The organism is Kitasatospora sp. NPDC056446 (assembly GCF_042796115.1).
Lineage (GTDB): Bacteria > Actinomycetota > Actinomycetes > Streptomycetales > Streptomycetaceae > Kitasatospora.
Window position 1 is genome coordinate 94,595 of sequence record NZ_JBHTRF010000025.1, and the last position, 19,888, is coordinate 114,482.

A 19,888-nucleotide genomic window follows, 5' to 3' on the forward strand; every position below is an offset into this window, starting at 1 on the left:
GGAGTGAACAGTTGTGACCAGCCAATCGGCCGCCACCCGCCGATCGCGGTACGTCCTGCAGGCCGCGACGGACCTGGAGGAGAACCGGCGCCGGCAACGGGACCTGGCCGAGGAGATCGAACGGCTGGAGCAGGAGGAGGCCATCCTGCTGGAACTCCTGGCCCTCGCCGAACGGTACGAGGGCCTGTCCGAACCCTCCGCCCTCCCCGAGCAGGCCCAGGGCGAGCCCGGGCCGGCCGGCCCCCGGGCGGGCGGCAAGCCGCGGCAGCCGCTCCTCACGGACCTCCTGCTGGACCTCCTGCGCGGCCACACCGGACCCCGCTCGGCCAAGGACCTGCGCGCGGAACTGATGCGCGACCACCCGGACCGCGAGCCCACCCCGCAGGTGGTGCGCAACACCCTGGAGGCGCTGGTCGCCAAGGGCCGGATCCGGCGGCAGAAGCTGGACCGCTCGGTGGCGTACACCCTCCTCGGGGACTGACGCGTGTGAGACCGGACCCGGCGGGGGCGGCGGGTCAGAGCCAGCCGCGCTCGTCCGCGACCCGCAGGGCCTCCGTACGGTTGCGGGTGCCGGTCTTGGCGATGGCCGCGGAGGAGTAGTTGCGGACCGTCCCCTCGGACAGGTAGAGCTTCGCGGCGATCTCGGCCACGCCGGCGCCCGAGCGGGAGGCGTTCAGCACGTCGCGCTCGCGGGCGGTGAGCGGGGAGTTGCCCGCGGCGATGGTGGCGGCGGCCAGTTCCGGGTCCACCACCCGCTCCCCCGCCGCGACCCGGCGGATGGCGTCGGCCAGCACCTCGGCGGGCGCGTCCTTGACCACGAAGCCCAGCGCGCCGGCCTCCATCGCCCGGCGCAGGTAACCGGCCCGGCCGAACGTGGTGAGGATGACGACCCGGCAGCCCGGCGCCTGCTGGGCCAGGACGGCCGCCGCCGCCAGGCCGTCCAGCCCGGGCATCTCGATGTCGAGGAGGGCCACGTCCGGCCGGTGCTCGCGGGCGGCCTCCGCGACCTGGTCGCCGCGGCCCACGGCGGCGACCACCTCGAAGTCGTCCTCCAGGTCCAGCAGGGCGCGCAGTGCGGTGCGCACCAGCTCCTGGTCCTCGGCGAGCAGCAGACGGATCGTCATGGCGTCCCTTCGTGGGGGGAGTCGGGAGCGCCCGGGGGCGGGGCGGTGACCAGCAGGCGCCAGCCGTACGGGGCGACCGGGCCGGCCTCGACCGTACCGCCCGCGGCCGCGACCCGTTCGCGCAGGCCGGTCAGGCCCTTGCCGTCCCCGGTGCCGCCTGTGGGGCCGTCCCCGGTGCCGCCGTTGGTGCCGCCGCCCGCACCGCCCGCACCGCCGCGTCCGAACCGGCCGCCAACACCGTCGTCGCGGATCTCCACCGAGGTCGCCGTGAGCAGCACCGAGCAGCGCCCGGCCCGGGCGTGCCGGACCACGTTGGTGATGCCCTCGCGCAGCACCCAGCCGAACAGTTCGCGCCGCTCCGGCCCGACGGCGTCCGCCGCCGTCGGCAGGTCGGCCACCACCCCCGCGGCGCGCAGCAGTTCACGGCCGCGCGCCAGCTCGCCGGCCAGGGTCACCTCCCGGTAGCCGGTGACGGCGGCCCGGACGTCGGACAGCGCCTGGCGGGAGAGCGCCTCCACGGCCGTCATCTCGGCGACCGCCTGGTCCAGGTCCCGGCCCGCCATCCGTTGCGCCAGGCGGGACTTGACGGTGATCGCGGTGAGCGAGTGGCCGAGGAGGTCGTGCAGGTCGCGGGCGATCCGGTTCCGCTCGGCCTCCGAGGCGAGCCGGGCCACCTCGGCCCGGGCGGCGAACAGCTCCTGGTTGGTGGCGGCGATCTCGGCGAAGGCGCCGCAGGTGAGCGCGGTGAACAGCAGGGCCAGGGCCTGGAATCCGCCGGGCCCGGTGTGCCAGGGGCGGACCGCCCAGGGCACCAGGAACGCGGCCAGCGCGCCGGCGGTCACCGTCCGGGCGGCGTGCTCGCGCCACAGCACGGCGACCGCGGAGACGACCACCGTGGCGAGGAAGAAGGCGTCCTCGTGGGCGAACGGCAGCGCGGCGAGGAACAGGACGGTCATCGCCGCCAACAGCGGTGCGATCCGCTGCCGTTGCCCCAGGGCGACGGCGGCAGCGGTGAGCGCGTAGCAGAGGCAGAACACCCCGACCACGGCGTACCCGGCGACCGCGGCGGACCCGGCGACGGTGCGGCTCACGGCCATCGCGGTGAGCGCGGGGAAGACCAGCATCCCGGTGCCCAGCAGGAGGCGGCGCCGGGCCCCCGCCCACGGGTGGGCGGGGGCCTGCGGCGCCGCCGGGGCCGACACGGTCGCGGTCTCGCGGTCAGGCTCGGTCACCCTCGTGCCCCCTCCTCAGGCCTGGCGAACAGGGTACGCAGGTGCCGCCCGTTCACCACGGCGGCCACGCCCAGCAGGGCGAGCCCGCACAGGCCCTGCTCGATCTTCATCCACACCGGGAACAGCCCGGGCAGAACGATGATCGTGGCGATCGCGACGATCATCACGGAGGAGATGATCCGCAGCCGCCGGTAGGCACCCCGGTCGCCGCGGGACGCCCGGACGGTGAGCAGCAGGGTCACGGCGGCGCTGGCCACGACGATGGCGCCGCGCACCCACACCCCGGAGGTCACCAGGGAGGGGTGGTCGCGGAGGACGAACGCGACCGCCAGCGTGGCGACGCTGAGGCCGAGGTAGGCGAACACGAACCGCCGTACGGTGCGGAAGGCCCGACGGGTGTCGGGGTGGTGCAGATCGGTGGAGGTCATGGGTCCATCGTGGCGGCGGGCCGGGCGCGGAGGGCAGTGTCCCCGCACACCGGTGCGGCGTGACAATTGTCAGCGCCCGGCCCGGCGGGCAGTGGCGGATATCGGACGTGACGGGCTCATCCGGTCCGGGCCCCGGCCGGTGGCGGCCGGGGCCCGGGCCTCACAGCGGCCGGAGCGTCAGCGCGAACTGCGGAAGGGCCAGCAGGAGCAGCACGGTTCCGGCCTCGATCCAGCGGTACTTCGCCCGGATGATCGCGCTGGTCCCGGCCAGCGCGGCCAGCAGCGGACCGGACGGGTCCCGCCCGGCCCGCTCGAAGGCGCGGCGCAGCCGGTCCGGCCCGGTTCCCGGGGCGATGTGCTCGAAGTAGCCCGGTCCGGCCGGCCCGGCGCGCCGCCCCTTGCGGTGGCGCGGCACCAGCGCGGAGGCGAAGCAGCCGACGGCCAGCAGGGCGCAGGCCACCGCGGCCCACCGCAGGGCCCGGCCCCCGGGGCCGGCGCCGCCGCCGTCCAGCGGGACGAACGTGGCGAGCACCGCGCCCGTGAAGGCCAGGAACACGGCGGCCTTGGTGTCGGCCCGGACGAGTTCCGCGCTGTTGGCCGCCATCAGGCGCTCCATCGCCGACAGCGAGGACGGGCCGGGCCTGACGGACCCGGACGTCACGGCCCGCGCCACGGACCGGCCGCCCCGCCCGGGGACCGGCCGCGCGGGGCTCCCGCCCCGCGCGCGGCCGCGGGCTCCACGGCGTTCCCGGCGTACCGGCCCGTGGCGTAAGACCGCCCGCGTCACCTCGGCACCCCGTTCGGCACACCGTGCGGCGCCCCGTTCGGCGCCCCGCCGGACCAGCCGTTGACGTACGGACGGGCCTTGCCGAAGTCCGGGCCCGGCTGCTGCGGTGCCGGACCGGGGACCTGGCGTCCGAGGGCCATCAGCCGGTCGCGCAGCATCCTGGACAGCTCCTGCTGCTCCTGCGCCGTCAGTTTGCCCAGCATGCCCGCCAGCTGGTCCTGCCAGGTGGTCTCGCCGCGGAGCAGCTCGGCGTGGCCGACGGCCCAGTCCAGGACGTCGCGCACCTCGTCGGGCTTCCTGGCGAGCCACAGGGCCGCGAGGGCGACCGGGCCGTCCTGGACCGCTCGGCGGCAGAACCGGTACTCCTCCTCGCTCTTGGCCAGCCAGTCGAAGGGCACGTCCGCCGCGTCCGGCTCCCCGAGCCGCAGCTCGTTGCCGTGCTCGCGGGCGGCGACGTCCGCGACGCGGTAGCAGAGGCCGAGCTGCGGCAGCAGGTACGGGGCCGCGAGGTACTGCAGCAGTTCGTCGGGGCCCAGCCGGGTCTGCGCGGCGGCGAACTGCTCGTTGAGCCGGTGCAGCCGGCCTTCGAGGTCCTTGCGCACCGGCAGCCAGCCCCGGCTGGTGCGGGTCCGGACGACCTGCGCGGGGTCGTGGACCCACCACAGGACGTGGACGTCCATCGACTCCGTGCCGTACGGGGTCGGGAGGCGGACCGCCCGGACGCCCGGGCGCTCCTCCAGTTCGACCAGGTACGCCCGGTCGAATCCGCGCAGGCCCGGCTTCGGACCGGGCCCGTCCTCCGCGCCCGGTCCGACCGGTCGGCCTGCCTCGGGGAGGTCCCGGCGGCGCTCCCCCAGCCGGTGGTGCGCCCCGGCCCCGTCGCGTACGACCAGCGCACGGTCGCGCCGCCCGGACCAGCGGTGCAGCAGGATCTCCCGCCACGGGGCACGGGTCGCCTGGGTGTAGACGGGCCGGTCAGTATCGACGGTCATCGGGGCCTCCGAACGTAGGGGCGGAGCGGAACGGTTGCGGCTCGCCGTGCCGCCAGGCCTCCAGGGCCCGGTGGGCGATGGCACGGCCGACCAGGTCGGGGTCGTCGCTGCTGTCGATCCCGGTCAGCAGCCCCAGCTCCCCGGGCCGCATGTCCCCGGCGAGGGCCGTGAGCAGCGTCTCCACGGCGGGCCGCAGCGGTTCGTCCCAGACCGCCTGACGGCACCAGCCGAGCAGCCGGGTGCTGGTGGCGGCGAACAGGTCCTCGTCGTTCAGGGAACGCCGGACGAAGGCCACCACGGCGTCGGCGAACTCCCCGTCGGAGCCGAGCTGTTCACGGAACCAGGCGGTGTCCCGGAGCAGCCCGGGAAACGTCCGGTGCGCGAGCTCCGCGTCCCGGCCCGGCTGCTCCGACCACTCCACGAACTGGCGGAAGACGGCCGACTGATGCCCGGCCGCGAAGAGCCTCGCGAGGGAGCGCCGCACCTCGTCGGCGACCCAGCGCTCGTCGTCCTTCTCCCCCCGGTAGCAGCGCCGGATCAGGGAGATCGCGAGCTCCGGCCGCGCCGCTCCGAAGTCCCGGCCGCAGGCGTCGGCCACGGTCGACCGCAGCCGTACCCCGCCCTCAAGGCTCCACCGGCCGAGGCGGTGCTTCACCTCGCCGGCGATGACCGGGTCCTGGGCCGCGATCCCCAGCGCGTAGGCGGCCGTGCTGCGGCTCTGCGCGCTCTCCGACCGGGCCAGCTCCCGGATGTGGCGCAGCGCCCGGCGGCCTCCACTCCACCCGGCGGCCAGCCCCACGACACGGCCCATCGGTCCGGCGAGGTCCGGTTCGTGCCCCGGGACCTTGTCGATCCACTCGGTCAGGAGGCCGGACACCTCTCCGTACTGCCGCCACACGTGCCTGAGCACCGTCTCCGCCTGCCGGTGCCGTTTGAAGCGGACCGGCTCCACCGCGTACGCGTAGCCGGAGGCCTGGCGCATCCCGTCGGGCGCGCACTCGGCGCGGATGGTCGCCAGCAGTTCGTCCAGTGACCGCCGGAAGACGAACCGCGGGTTCGGCTGCGGGCCCTCGGCCGGGCCGGCCTGGCTCTGCAGCACGTCCCCGTTCGAGCCGTTCGGGTTCGCTCGCTGCACCGAATCGAGGCGCCCGGCGGCCAGTTCGAGGAGCCGGTCGGTCTCCTCCCGGACGATCCGGTGGTCGAGGCCCTCCAGAACGCTCGTCACCAGCAGGAACGCCAGCCCGTCCGAGTCCTCGCGGAGCTCCTTCAGGAGGTCGGGGACCTCCGTCTCCGCCAGGAAGCTGAGCCGCTGGCCGAGGTCGGCCGGATCGGGGCCCTCCGCACCGGGCCGGCTGACCTCGTCGACGAGTTCGGCGACCTGGGCCGGAACCAGCTCGGGCGCCAGCAGCTCGGCCAGCTCCGGCTCCAGCCGGTCCGTCAGCTCCCGGCGACGCGCCTCGTCCGGCACGGCCGCCGCCAGCCGCGCGTCGAAGACCGCGCGCGGCACCGGCGGCGTGTAGGCCACCGGGCCGGTGTCCAGCTCACGGGCGAGGCGGCGGAGCGTGTGCGGGTCGTGCGGCAGCAGGACCACCATGCGGGCGTCGGCCGCCTGCAGCCGTTCGCGCAGCTTGGCGACCGCCGTCGGCCCGAGCCGGACCTCGGGTGACAGGCCGTGCACCAGGTAGCCGCGTGCCCCGGTGTGGGTGGGCCGCCAGGTGGACAGGTCGGAGTCGCTGTCGAGCGCGCGCAGCGCGGGGCTGCTCCCGCTACCTTCGAACAGCAGGTTGAGGGCCGTCGTCCGCCGTCCGGTGCCGGGCTCCCCCACGAGGAGGAGCAGCCCGGTGCGGAGCTGTTCCGACGCTTCGGCGAAGCAGTCGGGCCGGGCGAACCCGGTCCGGGCCTCCATCACCTCCGCCAAGGAGATCGGCCCGTCCTGCGCCTCCACCCGCAGGCCGCCGCCGGGGGCCGCGTCGGCGCCGCCGTTCTCGACCCGCTGGTCCCCGTGCACCGAACCGGTGTTGATGTTGCCGTTCGGCGCGTAGATGAAGGGCCCTCGGTCATCCCGCCAGGCGCCGAACCGGTTCGCGAACTCGCGGTCGAAGTCGTCGAGGTCCGGGTCGTCCGCCGGGTCCCCCGGGTCCGGCGCACCGGCGCCGGGGGGCGCCACGACGGCCGGCCCTTCGATGGCCGGGCGCTCGTCCGGCCGCTCGTCCGGGCTCATCGGTGGTGCTCGTTCTTGTCGCCGTGGACGGTGTCGCCTTGTGTGCCGTGGACCGTCCCGGCCTTGTTGCCCGCCACGTAGTCGCCGCCGAAGCCGCTGACGGAGTCGCCCCGCACATTGGTGACGTTCTGGCCGCCGTGCACCGTGCCGCTGTTGGTGTTGCCGTGGTCGGCCCGCTGGTTGACCAGCGTCCTCGGCCCGCGGCGGCCCTCCGGACGTCCGGCCGAGGCCCCGCCGTCCGCATCCCCGCCGCCGCGCTTCCCCTGCTCCTTCTCCTGCTGCTCGACGACGGCGTCTCCGAGGATCCTGCGGTCGTACAGGTTCCCCGACGGCGCGGGCACGTAGAGCCAGGCCCGCTGGTCGAAGCGCTTGCCCTCCACCGTCGCGGGCACCTCGATGAAGTGGTCGGGGTGGCGTCCGGTGAACCCGCCGGCCACCGTGTCCTGGTAGCAGCGGTCGGACAGGATGGCTGCCACCTGGGTGACGCCCTCGTTGGAGGCGGCCAGCACGGCCTTCACCGGGCGGGAGTCGAGCAGCCGGTGGGTGTCGTTGCGCGGGGTGCCGTTGCCGTCGAACTCGCCGCCCGTGTCCGGGAGCGGGCCGATGTTGAGGCTGACCCGCAACCGGATGCGCACGGTGCCGGCCGAGTGCACGTTGAACTCGGTGAGCACCTCCTGGAGGGTGTGCAGCCAGGGGTGGATCAGGTAGGGCATCCACGCCGGGTCGAAGCCGAACACGTAGCCGTCGCCGGTGGAGTTCGGGAACCTCCGGTCGGCCCAGACCTCGGCCAGTCCGGCCCGCTCGAAGGACCACTGGAGCAGCTGCGGGACGTTCTGGCTGATCCTGCCGTGTTCGATCGCCGGGTATCCGGTGAAGTCCTTGGCGTCCACGGCGACGATGCCCCGGTAGGGCGGGAGGTGCCGACTGCGGCTGTAGGGCAGGGCGCTGGCCTCGGGCAGCGGCTGGTCGAACTCCGTCATCTCTGCTCCTTGTGGTTCCCGTACTGACCTTGCGTCACCAAGCTTCGCGAGGCCGCGTCGTCCGGTGTGCCCACTCGGTGCGGAAACGTGGTGACGGAGGTCACACGGAGGTCCGGGGCGTCAGGCGCGGGGCGTCCCGGCGGCCCGCCGGAGCGCGGGGAGGTCGCCGATGGTGATCGCCCGCCGCCCCGCCTCGACGCGGTGGGCGGCCAGCCCGGCGAGCGCGGCGGTGACGGTGTTCCGGGACACGCCGAGGTGCTGGGCCAGTTCGTCACGGGTCAGCGCGAGTTCGACCCGCCCCGCCCCGCGTGCCCCGCGCGCCCCGCCGGCCCCGTCGGCCCCGGCGGAGACGTCCGCCAGCGCGACGAGCGCTGCCGCCAGCCGTGGCAGGACGTCGCCGCCGGACCGGGCCAGGTCGGACTCCCGCAGCCGGCCCATGGCGTAGCGCACCATCACGGGGAACAGGTCCTGCTCGCCGACGAAGCGCAGGAACACCGTCTTGGCCAGCACCGCGACCGTGCAGTCCGTTATCGCTTGGACGCTCGCGGACCGGACCCCGTCGTCCAGGACGGCGACCTCGCCGAGCAGTTCGCCGGGCCCGCGGAACGCCAGCAGTCTGACGTCGCCGTCGCGCTCGCGGCGGCTCACCTTGGCCACCCCGGACAGCAGGGCGAGGACGTGCGTGCCGGCCTCGCCCTGGCGCAGCAGGGTGGCACCGATCGGGTGCCTGCGCTCGAACGCGCCCTCCAGCATCCGCGTCCAGGCCTCCTCGCCCATCAGGCGGCGCAGGGTCCGGTCGAGCGGGCCCGGGGCCCGGGTGCCGTGTTCGGTCATGCGAAGACCCTAGGAGAAGACCCCGGGTCCCGGCGTGGAAGCCGGTGTTCGGGGTGGGGGGAACGCTCGCCCGGAGGTGTGCGGTGGGGTCCTCCTGTGGGTGATCGGGGGGTGGCGGGTTGACGGACGGGCGTGGGCCTAGCACGAACTCGGCTCGCGGTGGGGGGACTTGGCACGGAAACCCTTCGCATGGGCGAATCCTGGCCGGGTTGGCGGTGCGACGGCGGCCGGGCGAGAAGCCTGGTGCGGGGCGGCCTCCCCGCGGGTGCGGGACTGGTGTGCGAGATGTCGGGCATGTCCGGCACGTCGCCACAAGTCGGTTGAGGGACAGTATTTTTGAGTTTCGGTCAGGATTGTCCTGAACTTGGCTATGCTGCAGCACCATGCCTCCGGAGCCGGCCGCCGCCCGTCCCCGTACTGTTCCGATCGTTTGAGGATGCTGAATGCTTCGAGCTGGATCGTCACACGCCAGACGGCGCCCTGCGCCCCTGCTCGGCTGGCTGTTGCCGACGGCCGTGATGGCGGCGGCCGTGGCGGCCGCCGCGGCGGTGGTGTCCGTCGGGGCCCGGGCCGGGGTGCTGTGGTGCGGGGCGACGGGCACCGTGCTGGTGGCCGTGGTGGCCGCCGAGTCGGCCCGCCGGGGGCGGGCGCTGAAGGAGCTGCGCGAGCGGCACGCCCGACAGCTGGACGACGTGCAGCGCCGCCTGGCCGGGCAGGAGGACGAACTGGCGCGGCTGGCCGAGGTCGAGCTGCGCCGGGTGGTCGCCGGGGCCCGCTACGGGTACTCGATGGACGTCCTGGTGAGGAACATCGAGCAGGACGTCGTGCCGGTCTCGCCCAGGTTCCGCAAGTCCCTGGTGGCGCTGGCGCAGGGCGTCGCCGTCGCCGTCGACGACGAGGTCAGCCGGCGTGACTCCGCCGAGCGCGCCTTCGTCAACATCGCCCGTCGGGTCCAGGCGATCATCCACCGGCAGGCCAAGGACCTGCGGGAGATGGAGGACCGGCACGGCAACGACCCGGCGGTCTTCGACGACCTGCTGCGCCTGGACCACGGCAACGCCCTGACCGGCCGCCTCGCCGACAGCATCGCCGTCCTGTCGGGCGCCCGGCCCGGGCGCCAGTGGACCCGGCCGATCGCCCTGTACAGCGTGCTGCGCGGCGGCATGTCCCGGATCCTGGAGTACCAGCGGGTGGACCTGCACCCGGTGGCGCAGATCTCGGTCACCGGTCCGGCCGTCGAACCGCTGATCCACGCCGTCTCCGAGCTGCTCGACAACGCCACCCGCTACTCGCCGCCGCACACCCACGTGCACCTGAGCGCCTCCGAGGTGCAGAGCGGGATGGCGATCGAGATCGAGGACGGCGGCCTCGGCCTCACCGACGAGGCCCGGGCCCGCGCCGAGCAGGCGATGCGCGAGGCCATGGTCTCCAAGGACTTCGACGACCTCACCGAGTCCCCCCGGCTGGGCTTCGCCATCGTCGGCCGGCTCTGCCAGGCGTACGGCTTCCAGGTCTCGCTGCGGCGCTCCGCGTACGGCGGCGTGCGCGCGGTGCTCGTCGTGCCGCAGGAACTGCTCACCACCGCTCCGCCGACCGGCCGGGCGCACGGCATCGGCGCCTTCTCGGGGCCGCGCCCGCTCCCGCCGAACCCGCCCCGGCACGCGGCGCCGACCCGGCCGTGGGGGGCCCGGACGACCTCGGCCGGCGTCGGCCCGTCCTACGGCTCGACCAACCCGTGGGGTCCGCCGGCCTCCTCCATGGCGGCCGGGGACGACGAGGTGATCGTGACCGAGCGCACGGCCAACGGACTGCCGCAGCGCCGGCGCCGCCCCTCGATGACCCGTACCTTCGCCGCGCCCGCGCGCACCGCGCCCTCCGCCCCGCAGCCCGCCGGTCCGACGGCCGGTCCCGTGGCGGGCCCGGCCGCGCAGGCCCCGCGCCCCGCCAAGGAGCCGAAGCAGCCCGGGCTGTGGCTGGAGGCGTTCATGGACGGGATCAAGGGCAACGGGCCCGGACCGTCCGCCGGTCCGGCCGGCCGGACCGGTGCGCCGGGGACCGGGCACCCGAGCCCCGGACACACCAGTGAAGAGACGGCAGGGAAGGGCGAGCAGTGATTCCGCACCGCAGCAACATGGACTGGATCCTCAACGACCTGGCACACAGCGTCCCGTACGTGCGCCACGTGATCGTGCTGTCCGCCGACGGCCTGCGGATCGCGCAGTACGGCACCGAGCCGGACACCGCCGACCGCCTCGCCGCCGCCTGTGCCGGGCTGCAGAGCCTGGCCGGCGCGATCGGGCACGAGTTCCCGCACGGCGACGGCTCGATGCGGCTGGTGGTGATCGAGGTCGACGGCGGCTACTTCTACCTGATGGCCGCCGGCGACCGCGCCTACCTCGCGGTGCTGGCCGAGGAGGGCGTGGACGCCGGGCTGGTGAGCCACCAGATGCGCGACCTGGTGGACCGGATCGGCGAGCACCTGTCCACCCCGCCGCGCAACCCCGAGGTGGTCGCGTGAACCGCCTCCCGGCCCGGCGCAGAGACGTGACGGGCACATGAACGAGCACAGTGAGGCGGTTGCATGACGGCAGACCAGGGCGGCTGGGACGGCCCCGAGCCCGACCGCCTGTACGTGATCACCCGCGGCCGCAGCGGCCCGTCCGGGCCCGGGGTCTTCGACCTGGTCACCCTGATCGTCTCCCGGGCGGAGCCGCCGCCCGCCCTGCAGCCCGAGCACGCCGCCATCCTGCGGCTGTGCCGTTCCCCGCTGTCCGTGGCGGAGGTGTCCGCCTACCTGGAGCTGCCCACGAGCGTGGTCACCGTCCTGCTGGCTGACCTCCTCGACGACGGGCTGATCGAGGCCCGCGCCGCCGTCCCGGCGGCGGAACTTCCCGACCGTGCCCTGTTGGAGGCGGTGATCCATGGACTTCAGCGGCTCTGACACGATGCCCGGTCCGGCCGACCCGGACCTGCTGCCGGACACCGTCACCACCGCGGTCAAGGTGGTGATCGTGGGCGGCTTCGGCGTCGGCAAGACGACGCTGGTCGGCTCGGTCAGCGAGATCCGCCCGCTGACCACCGAGGAGACGATGACCCAGGCCGGGGTCGGCGTGGACGACCCGACCGGCGTGGAACTCAAGACCTCCACCACCGTGGCCATGGACTTCGGCCGGATCAGCATCAGCGAACGGCTCGTCCTGTACGTCTTCGGCACCCCCGGGCAGGAGCGCTTCTGGTTCCTCTGGAACGGCCTGTTCGAGGGCGCGCTGGGCGCGGTGGTCCTGGTGGACACCCGCCGGCTGGAGGTCAGCTTCGAGGTGATCGGCCGGCTGGAGGAGCGCGGCGTGCCCTTCGTCGTCGCCGTCAACGGCTTCGCGGAGGCCCCGGCCGTCCCGGTGGACGAGCTGCGGGGCGCGCTCGACCTGCCGCCCGACGTGCCGATCGTCAGCTGCGACGCGCGCAGCCGCGAGTCCAGCCGGGACACCCTGATGACGCTGATGCACTACCTGTACGAGCTGGCCGCCCCGACCACCCGAACCCCGTGACCGGAGATCCCGTGACCACCCCGTTCCCCGACCGCGCCGCCGTCCCCGTCCCGCCGCCCGGCTGCCCGGCGCACGCCCGCCCCGGCGACCCGTCGTCCGCCACCCCGGGCGCTCCCGGTGCTCCGGCCGCTCCGACCGCGTCGGGCACCGCCGGAACCGTACGCGCGCCGGAGCAGCCCGGCCCGATCGGCCCCGGCGGCCTGCGGCGCCTGTACGGGCCGGACGCCGAGGCCGACCCGGCCGGCCTCTACGAGAAGCTGCGCGCCGAGTACGGCGAGGTCGCCCCGGTGCTGCTGCACGGCGACCACCGCGCCTGGCTGATCCTCGGCCACGCCGCCAACATCACCGCGATGCGCACCCCCTCGCTGTTCTCCCGCGACTCGCGGCTGTGGACGGCGTTCCGCACCGGCGAGGTCCCGATGGACTCCCCGCTGCTGCCGGTGATCGCCTGGCAGCCGATCTGCGTGTTCGCGGACGGCGACGAGCACCGGCGGCTGCGCGGCGCCGTGCTGGACGGCCTGAGCCGCTTCGACCGGCGCGGCATCCGCCGTCACGTCCGGCGGTTCACCACCGACCTGGTCCAGGTCGTCGGGCCGACCGGCCGGGCCGAGCTGATCACCCAGTTCGCCGAGCACCTGCCGATGCTGGTGATGACCAAGCTGCTCGGCATGCCCGACGAGTACGGGCCGCAACTGGTCGACGCCGCCCGGGACCTGATGAAGGGCACCGAGACGGCGATCGCCAGCAACGAGTACGTGGTGGCCGGCCTGCGCCGGACCATCGCCATCAAGCGCGAGGCGCCCGGCGACGACCTGACCAGCCGCCTGCTGGCGCACCCGGCCGGGCTGACCGACGACGAGGTGATGGAGCACCTGCGGGTGGTGCTGCTCGCCGCCAACGAGACCACCGTCAACCTGATCGCCGACTCGCTGAAGATGGTGCTCACCGACCCGCGCTTCCGCGCCCACCTGTCCGGCGGCCAGATGACCCTGGGCGAGGCGCTGGACCAGGTGCTCTGGGACTCGCCGCCGATGTCCCTGGTGGCCGGCCGCTGGGCGACGGCCGACACCGAGCTGGGCGGGCAGCGGATCGAGGCCGGGGACCTGCTGCTGCTCGGGCTGGCGGCCGGGAACGTCGACCCGGTGGTCCGGCCCGACCTGGCCACCCCGCTGTACGGCAACCGCTCCCACCTGTCCTTCGGCGCCGGGCCGCACGAGTGCCCGGGCCAGGACATCGGGCGGCACGTCGCCGAGGCCGGCATCGACATCCTGCTCACCCTGCTGCCGGACGTCCGGCTCGCGGTGCCGGAGGAGGACCTGACCTGGAGTTCGGCCTGGATCTCCCGGCACCTGACCGCGCTGCCGGTGGAGTTCACCCCGCAGGACATCGATCCGGACCCGCTGTCGCTCGCCGAGGCGGAGGCTGCGGAGGAGTCGGCGGAGGCGGCGCTGGAGGCGGTGGCGGCGGCCGAGGCCGCGCGGACCTCGCAGGGGGAGCGGGCTCCGGAACGGACCCCAGCGCCGACTCCGCTCGGCCCGGCCGCGCCGAGTGCCCCGGCAGCCCCCGCCTCCCCCGCCTCCCCCGCCTCCCCCGTCGTCCCCGCGCAGCGGCGCAGTTGGTGGGACGTGCTGACCGGCGTCTTCCGCCGCTGAGCCGCCCGGGCCGGCCGGTCGGCCCCGCCGGTCAGTCCCGCCCGCCTGTCCCGCCCGTCAGACGCGCCGGTCGGCCCCGCCCGTCAGACGCGCCGGTCGGCCCCGCCCGTCAGTCCCGCCCGTCGGTCCGCCGCCGGTACAGGGTGAAGGTGTCCACCGGTGTGAGGTCGCCGTGCGGCCCGTCGAAGGTGTAGTAGGTGACCTTCATGGTGGTGGTGCCGCCGCGCCGGTCGCCGGGGTCGACCTCGAAGGCCGCGAAGCCGTGGGCGTGCCGGCGGTCCTGGACGGCGGCCCACGGCGCGTCCTCGGTGAGCCAGATCGACTCCCGGTAGGGCGCGCCGGGCTTCGGGTCCGCTAGGCCGACGACCACCCGGCCCTTGGGCTGTTCGAAGAGGTCGTCCTGGGTGGTGGCGGCGTTGCCCCCGGCGCCGATGATCATGTGGACGGTCCCCCGCCCGGTGTCGACCAGGTCGGTGCGGGTGTCGGTCGGCACCGGGGTGCGGGTGTCGTTGGGCAGGGTGCCGCGGACGGGGTGGGAGCGCTCGTAGTAGTGCTCGTGGCCGCAGACCACCAGGTCGACCCCGTAGGCGTCGAACAGCCTGCCCCAGCTCTCCCGGATGCCGAGGTCGCTGCCGGAGCCGTGCATGGAGCTGGAGATCATCGGGTGGTGCATGCACACCACGATCCAGTCGACCGAGCGGTTGCCCCGGGCCGCGCGCAACTCGCGCTCCAGCCAGCGCTGCTGTGCCCCGCCGGAGTAGCCGCGCAGGTAGAGGTCGCCGGAGTTCTGGATGGCGACGTCGTCGTTGGCGAGGCTGATGAAGCGCACCGAGCCGACGGTGAAGGCGTACCACATGCCCTGGGTCTCCTCGTCGGAGGAGGCCGAGGAGTCGGGGAGGGAGAAGTAGGCCTGGTAGCCGAGTGCGCCGATCGGGCCGTTGCCGCCCTCGTTCTCGTGGTTGCCGACGCAGGGCATCCAGGGCCGCAGCCGGGTGGAGCGGCTGTTGTTGATGAACCAGTCGGCCCAGGTCGCGGTGCGGCTCTGGCCGTGGCGGCCGGCGTAGGAGGAGTAGCAGAGGTCGCCGTTGATGAGGTTGAACAGCGGGCCGACGCGTTCGACGGCGGCGACGATGTCGGCGGAGGCCGAGGTGCCGACCTGGCTGCTCATGAACACCGGGTACTTGCCGAGCGGCGAGGGCATGCCGTCCGGGAAGGTGACCAGGCGGCGGAGGTTGGGCGCGGCCTGGTCGCCGAAGCTGGTGAAGGTGAACGGGGCACGGCCGCGCGGGGCGGTGGTGAAGGTGCCCGTCTCGGGGGTCGCGCCGTCGTGGCCCGCGCTGTAGAGGTAGGGGGTGCCCGGGCGCAGGCCGGTGAGGTGCGCGTGGTGGACGTACACCTCCACCTTGTCGAGGGAGTCCCGGTAGGTGCGGGTCTCGGCCTGGACGACCCGGCCGAGGCCGCCGTCCGGCGAGCCGTAGCGCACCTGCGGGCGGCGGACGGACTGCGGGGTGATCCAGGAGACGGTCATCTCCGTGCCGGCGTCGGTGCCGAACTGGAGGTGCAGGCCGGTCACTCCGGCCGTTCCGGTGCGGTGCGGGGTGGACTGCAGAAGCGGGCTGGTGGGAGCGTCGTCGGCCGGCTGGGCGGCCGCGGGCGTGGTGGCCGCGGCGCCTGTCGCCACCAGGGCGGCTCCGGCCGCCGAGGTGCCCTTGAGGATGGTCCTGCGTGCGATGGTCATGAGGTCTCCGCCTGTCGAGTGGGGGGTTCGACGGGCAGTCACTTTAATGACATGTACACGTAAAGACGATCGTTTTGGCTGACTCCCTGGCTGACGTACGTCGGATTGACGCAATATCGGCGGTGCGGGGACCCCGGCCGGAGCGGCCCCCTCCACCCCTACACCTTGCGGCCCACTCCCCCGTACACCGAGACCAGCTCGTCGGCCGGGGACGCGGCCCCGCCCGGCTCCGGGTGCCAATGGTTGATCAGCACCACTCCCGGGTCGTCCAGTTCCAGCCCGGCGAAGAAGCGCTCGACGCCCTCGTGCGAGCGCACGTGGACCTCGATCCCGGCCTCCGCGTACCGGCGGGCACCGATCGAGACCCGGTCGGGCGCGGTGTCGGCGGTGCCGGCGGTCAGCGCCAGGAAGCTGCCGACGGGCAGGGCGTCCAGGAGCTTGCGGACGGGCGGGTGCGCCGCCTCGTCGGAGAGGAAGTGCACGATGTTGATCAGCGTCAGCGCGACCGGCTCGTTCAGGTCCAGGGTGGCGGCCACCGCCGGGTCCGCCAGGAACCGCTCCGGCTCGCGCAGGTCGCCCTGGACGTAGGCGGTGCGGCCCTCGGGGGTGCTGGTGAGCAGCGCGCGCGAGTGGGCCAGCACGATCGGGTCGTTGTCCACGTACACCACCCGGGACGACGGGTCGACCGACTGGACGATCTCGTGCAGGTTGGGCGCGGTGGGGATGCCGGTGCCGACGTCCAGGAACTGGCGGACGCCGTGCACCTCCGCGAGCCGGCGGACCATCCGGTGCATCACCGCGCGGGCGGCGGCGGCGCCTTCGCGCGCACCGGGCAGGTCGGCGATGACCCGGTCGCCGACCTCGCGGTCCGCCGGGAAGTTCGTCTTGCCGCCGAGCAGGTAGTCGTAGACCCGGGCGGAGTGCGCCTGGTCGGTGCGCAGGTCGACCTGCGGCGGCGCCTCGAAGCCGGCTTCGGTCAGCCAGCTCTCCGAGGCTCGGCCGGCCGCCGCGCCCTCCCAGGCACCGTCGTCCCAGACACCGCCGTCCCAGCCGCCGGTTCCCCCGGCACCACTTCCCCCGGCACCGTTCGCCCCGGCACCGCCCTCCCGCTCACTGCTGTCCGACGCGCTGCTGCCCGGCGTGTCGACGTCCACGCTCGCCCTCCCCGATCGGCGGATGTCCAGACCACTCAACCACAGCCGATGATCGTCCGTCAGGTGGATGCCGGTGAACTCCGGGTCACGGTGCCGGTGTTCCGGACGGCCGCGGCGAAGGAGGGCACCTTCACGGCCGTCAGCAGGGCGAGCGCCGGGCCCGCCGTGCAGACGGTGACGTACACCGGGATGACCCCGAGCCAGTGCCGGTCGCCCAGCCACTCGGCGAGCAGCGGGAAGGTGCCGCCGAACGCGGCGATGGTGGCCGCGTTGACCACGCCGAGGCCCACCGCCCGCACCTCGGTCGGGAACAGCAGCCCGGTGAAGACGTTGAGCGTGCCGAGCACCGTCGCGACCAGCATCCCCAGCACCACGGCGACGACCTGGAACGGCAGCCAGCCCTGGCGCAGCCCGACGAGCAGCACCCCGACCAGCGGGATCGGCAGGCCGAACCCGATCCGGGCGACCGGCAGCAGGCCGAAGCGGTCGGCGGCGGCGCCGGTGAGCAGCATGGTGACCAGCACCACGCCGAGCACCACGGTCATGAACGAGGCCGCCTGCTCCTTGTCGATGACGTGGTAGGCGGCGGCGTACTGCGGCAGGTAGACCAGCGCGAAGTAGTAACCGACCGTGCCGCCGAGGGTGTTGAGGAAGACGGTGAGCACCGCCCACCGGTGCTCGCGCAGCATCCGCAGGAACGGCGGGCGCCCGGCGGCGGCCCGGGCCCGGGCGCGGTGGAACTCCGCGCTCTCCGGCGCCGACCGGCGCACCCAGACGGCGGCCAGCCCGAGCAGCGCGGCGACCACGAAGCCCCAGCGCCAACCGCCGTTCTCCAGGCCGGACTTGCCGATGGTGTGGATCAGCAGGGTGAGCACCCCGAAGGAGAGCAGCGAGCCGAGGATGATCCCGCCGTAGGAGACCGAGCTGAAGGCGAAGCGGTGCCGGGGCGGGGCCGTCTCGGTCACGTACGCGGCCACGCTCGGGGCCTCCCCGCCGAAGGCGAGCCCCTGCACCACCCGGGCGAGGACGGCCAGGACCGCCGCCCAGGCCCCGATCGTGCGCTCCCCCGGGACGGCGGCGATGCCCAGGCTCGCGACGGCGATCACCGCCATGCCGAGGCTCAGCGCGAAGCGCCGTCCCCGGGTGTCGCTGAGACGTCCGATCAGGTACGAGCCGACCGGCCGGGCCACGAAGCCCACCGCGAAGGTCACGTACGCCCCGAGCACGCCGCCGAAGCCGTGCTTGCCGTGGCCGAAGAGGTCGGCCGCGAAGTAGGGCGCGAGCACGGCGTAGATGTTCCAGTCGAAGGACTCGACCACCGAGCCGACCGTCGCCGCGGCCAACTCCCGTCGCCTGCCGCCGGTGTGCGCCTCGTCGCGGGGCGGGGCGACCGCACTGCTTTCTGTCATGGCCCCAGCATGACACCGTTCGAGGTGGGGCGGAATCGGGCAAACCGGAGCCGACCGGCGGGCATCGCACGGGATTCGGGGCGGTTCCGGTATACCCATGTGACCGGCGTGGGTGCCTGGTGATAGTTGTGTGCGGTGCATTCGATCACTACACGAACCTCACGGCGTGCCCTGCCCGCCACCCTCGCCGCGTTCGCCGCCGTCGCCCTGCTGGCCGGCTGCACCGGCGGGGGCGGCGGCGCCAAGGCCTCGCCCACGACCGCCGCCGACGCCGCGATACCCAGCGCCACCCCGACCCCGACGCCGACGGCCAAGCCGACCGGCGCCGCCGACCCGGCGCTCAAGCCCTTCTACGGCCAGCAACTCGCCTGGGGCGCCTGCCCGAAGGACCCGCAGAACGACGCCGACACCTCGGCCCTCCAGTGCGCCTCGCTCAAGGTCCCGCTCGACTACACCGCCCCGGCCGGCGCCACCCTGGACGTCGCCGTGGTGCGCAACCCCGCCACCAGGACCGACCAGCGGATCGGCTCCCTGCTGCTCAACCCGGGCGGCCCGGGCGGCACCGGCGTCGGGATGGTCACCTTCGACCCGAAGCGCTTCGACGGCCCGCTGCACGACCGCTACGACATCGTCGGCTTCGACCCGCGCGGCACGGCCGGCACCAGCCCGCTCCAGTGCCTCGACGACCAGGCCCGGGACGGCTGGCTCAACACCGACACCCCCGGCGCCGACCACGGCAAGCAGCTCGCCGACGCCTGCCAGGCCAAGTACGCCCAGGTGCTCCCGTTCGTCGGCACCCGCAACACCGCCCGCGACATGGACGTGCTGCGCGGCGCCCTCGGCGACCAGAAGCTCAGCTACCTCGGCATGTCCTACGGCACCTACCTCGGCTCGCTCTACGCCGAGGAGTTCCCGGACCGGGTCGGCCGGCTCGTCCTGGACGGCGCCACCTCGCCCTCCTTCTCCCTGGTCCAGCACAACGTCGAGCAGCAGGCCGGCTTCGAGCGCGCGCTGAAGGCCTTCGCCGCCGACTGCGTCACCAAGAACCCGTGCCCGCTCGGCACCGACGCCGCCCGCGCCCCGCAGAAGCTCGCCGACTTCCTCGACGGCCTCAAGGACAAGCCGCTGAAGACCTCGAAGGGCCGCACCCTCACCTCCACCACGGCCTGGACCGGCGTGATCAGCCGGCTCTACGGCGGCGAGAAGGCCTGGAGCGGCCTGCGCAACGCCCTCGGCTGGGCCATGGTGAGGGACAAGGGCGACGACCTGCTGGCCATGGCCGACGGCTACAACGGCCGCGCCAAGGACGGGCACTACTCGCCCTCGGCGGACGCCTACACCGCCATCCACTGCGCCGACGGCGCCACCGACGCCCCGGCCGGCGATCAGCTCCAGGCCTCGCTCACCGACCTCGCCGCCAAGGCCCCGCTGGTCAGCAAGCACGACCCGCTCGCGGCGCTGTTCGACCCGGACTGCCGGATCTGGCCGTTCGCCGCCACCGAGAAGCCGCACGTCATCAAGTCCACCGCCACCGCGCCCATCGTGGTCGTCGGCACCACCGGCGACCCGGCCACCCCGTACGCGTGGGCCGAGAAGCTCGCCGCCGAACTCGGCAACGCCGTGCTGCTCACCCGTGAGGGCGAGGGGCACACCGGGTACGGCGCGAGCAGCTGCATCCGCTCCTCGGTCGACGCCTTCCTCCTGGAGGGCACCGTGCCGGCCGCCGGGATCCGCTGCGCGACGGACTGACCCCGGGACGACGACGGCGCTCCCGTGCGCCCCGGTTCATCGC

18 protein-coding genes are annotated in these 19,888 nt (G+C 74.3%); 7 read left to right on the forward strand and 11 right to left on the reverse strand.

The features are described from left to right. Nucleotides 1-13: 13 nt before the first annotated feature. Nucleotides 14-481 (forward strand): hypothetical protein, encoded by a 468-nt coding sequence (locus tag ACFQ6N_RS18055; RefSeq protein WP_380650063.1) that lies wholly within the window; start codon nucleotides 14-16, stop codon nucleotides 479-481. 34 nt (nucleotides 482-515) lie between these two features. Here ACFQ6N_RS18055 and ACFQ6N_RS18060 read toward each other — a convergent pair whose 3' ends face one another. The 8 genes from ACFQ6N_RS18060 to ACFQ6N_RS18095 all read right to left on the reverse strand — a co-directional run bounded on the left by ACFQ6N_RS18060 (nucleotide 516) and on the right by ACFQ6N_RS18095 (nucleotide 8,598). Beyond that, nucleotides 516-1,124, reverse strand: a complete 609-nt coding sequence (locus ACFQ6N_RS18060; RefSeq protein ID WP_380650065.1) for a response regulator — start codon at nucleotides 1,122-1,124, stop codon at nucleotides 516-518. After that, nucleotides 1,121-2,356, reverse strand: a complete 1,236-nt coding sequence (locus ACFQ6N_RS18065) for a sensor histidine kinase (protein WP_380650067.1) — start codon at nucleotides 2,354-2,356, stop codon at nucleotides 1,121-1,123. Before ACFQ6N_RS18065 ends, ACFQ6N_RS18060 begins: the two co-directional genes overlap by 4 nt. Further along, complete coding sequence (locus tag ACFQ6N_RS18070) at nucleotides 2,353-2,784, reverse strand: hypothetical protein (protein ID WP_380650069.1); 432 nt, start codon at nucleotides 2,782-2,784, stop codon at nucleotides 2,353-2,355. Before ACFQ6N_RS18070 ends, ACFQ6N_RS18065 begins: the two co-directional genes overlap by 4 nt. A 160-nt stretch (nucleotides 2,785-2,944) precedes the next feature. Beyond that, nucleotides 2,945-3,388 carry a Pycsar system effector family protein gene (locus ACFQ6N_RS18075; protein ID WP_380650070.1) on the reverse strand — a complete coding sequence of 148 codons (444 nt, stop codon included), beginning with the start codon at nucleotides 3,386-3,388 and terminating at the stop codon, nucleotides 2,945-2,947. Nucleotides 3,389-3,567: 179 nt separating this feature from the next. Then, entirely contained in the window at nucleotides 3,568-4,563 is a 996-nt protein-coding gene (locus ACFQ6N_RS18080) for a hypothetical protein (RefSeq protein WP_380650071.1), read from the reverse strand. Continuing rightward, complete coding sequence (locus ACFQ6N_RS18085) at nucleotides 4,547-6,784, reverse strand: hypothetical protein (protein ID WP_380650073.1); 2,238 nt, start codon at nucleotides 6,782-6,784, stop codon at nucleotides 4,547-4,549. Before ACFQ6N_RS18085 ends, ACFQ6N_RS18080 begins: the two co-directional genes overlap by 17 nt. Continuing rightward, nucleotides 6,781-7,764 (reverse strand): hypothetical protein, encoded by a 984-nt coding sequence (locus ACFQ6N_RS18090; RefSeq protein ID WP_380650075.1) that lies wholly within the window; start codon nucleotides 7,762-7,764, stop codon nucleotides 6,781-6,783. The genes ACFQ6N_RS18085 and ACFQ6N_RS18090 overlap by 4 nt, the downstream gene beginning before the upstream one ends. Before the next feature lie 120 nt (nucleotides 7,765-7,884). Beyond that, the gene (locus ACFQ6N_RS18095; RefSeq protein ID WP_380650077.1) at nucleotides 7,885-8,598 is read right to left on the reverse strand and encodes a Crp/Fnr family transcriptional regulator; all 714 of its coding nucleotides are present in this window, start codon (nucleotides 8,596-8,598) and stop codon (nucleotides 7,885-7,887) included. A gap of 443 nt (nucleotides 8,599-9,041) precedes the next feature. On the opposite strand from ACFQ6N_RS18095, the gene ACFQ6N_RS18100 reads away from it, so the two are divergent. The 5 genes from ACFQ6N_RS18100 to ACFQ6N_RS18120 all read left to right on the forward strand — a co-directional run bounded on the left by ACFQ6N_RS18100 (nucleotide 9,042) and on the right by ACFQ6N_RS18120 (nucleotide 13,795). Next, the gene (locus ACFQ6N_RS18100) at nucleotides 9,042-10,712 is read left to right on the forward strand and encodes an ATP-binding protein (protein WP_380650079.1); all 1,671 of its coding nucleotides are present in this window, start codon (nucleotides 9,042-9,044) and stop codon (nucleotides 10,710-10,712) included. A 17-nt stretch (nucleotides 10,713-10,729) separates the two neighbouring features. After that, nucleotides 10,730-11,116: a roadblock/LC7 domain-containing protein gene (locus ACFQ6N_RS18105; RefSeq protein WP_380650080.1), complete on the forward strand. Its 387-nt coding sequence runs from the start codon at nucleotides 10,730-10,732 to the stop codon at nucleotides 11,114-11,116. A gap of 63 nt (nucleotides 11,117-11,179) precedes the next feature. Next, on the forward strand, nucleotides 11,180-11,539 hold the full coding sequence (locus ACFQ6N_RS18110) for a DUF742 domain-containing protein (protein WP_380650081.1): 360 nt from the start codon (nucleotides 11,180-11,182) through the stop codon (nucleotides 11,537-11,539). After that, on the forward strand, nucleotides 11,520-12,143 hold the full coding sequence (locus tag ACFQ6N_RS18115) for an ATP/GTP-binding protein (protein WP_380650082.1): 624 nt from the start codon (nucleotides 11,520-11,522) through the stop codon (nucleotides 12,141-12,143). The genes ACFQ6N_RS18110 and ACFQ6N_RS18115 overlap by 20 nt, the downstream gene beginning before the upstream one ends. 11 nt (nucleotides 12,144-12,154) lie before the next feature. Beyond that, a complete protein-coding gene (locus ACFQ6N_RS18120; protein ID WP_380650083.1) occupies nucleotides 12,155-13,795 on the forward strand; it encodes a cytochrome P450 in 1,641 nt (546 codons plus the stop codon). A 109-nt stretch (nucleotides 13,796-13,904) separates the two neighbouring features. On the opposite strand, the gene ACFQ6N_RS18125 is transcribed toward ACFQ6N_RS18120, so the two are convergent. The 3 genes from ACFQ6N_RS18125 to ACFQ6N_RS18135 form a co-directional block, all read right to left on the reverse strand. Further along, nucleotides 13,905-15,533: a purple acid phosphatase family protein gene (locus tag ACFQ6N_RS18125; RefSeq protein WP_380650084.1), complete on the reverse strand. Its 1,629-nt coding sequence runs from the start codon at nucleotides 15,531-15,533 to the stop codon at nucleotides 13,905-13,907. 158 nt (nucleotides 15,534-15,691) lie between these two features. Then, nucleotides 15,692-16,513: an SAM-dependent methyltransferase gene (locus tag ACFQ6N_RS18130; protein ID WP_380650088.1), complete on the reverse strand. Its 822-nt coding sequence runs from the start codon at nucleotides 16,511-16,513 to the stop codon at nucleotides 15,692-15,694. A gap of 233 nt (nucleotides 16,514-16,746) precedes the next feature. Next, nucleotides 16,747-18,096 carry an MFS transporter gene (locus ACFQ6N_RS18135; RefSeq protein WP_380650085.1) on the reverse strand — a complete coding sequence of 450 codons (1,350 nt, stop codon included), beginning with the start codon at nucleotides 18,094-18,096 and terminating at the stop codon, nucleotides 16,747-16,749. A 135-nt stretch (nucleotides 18,097-18,231) separates the two neighbouring features. Here ACFQ6N_RS18135 and ACFQ6N_RS18140 point away from each other — a divergent pair, with 135 nt between their 5' ends. Then, complete coding sequence (locus ACFQ6N_RS18140; protein WP_380650086.1) at nucleotides 18,232-19,845, forward strand: alpha/beta hydrolase; 1,614 nt, start codon at nucleotides 18,232-18,234, stop codon at nucleotides 19,843-19,845. The last annotated feature ends 43 nt before the right edge of the window (nucleotides 19,846-19,888 follow it).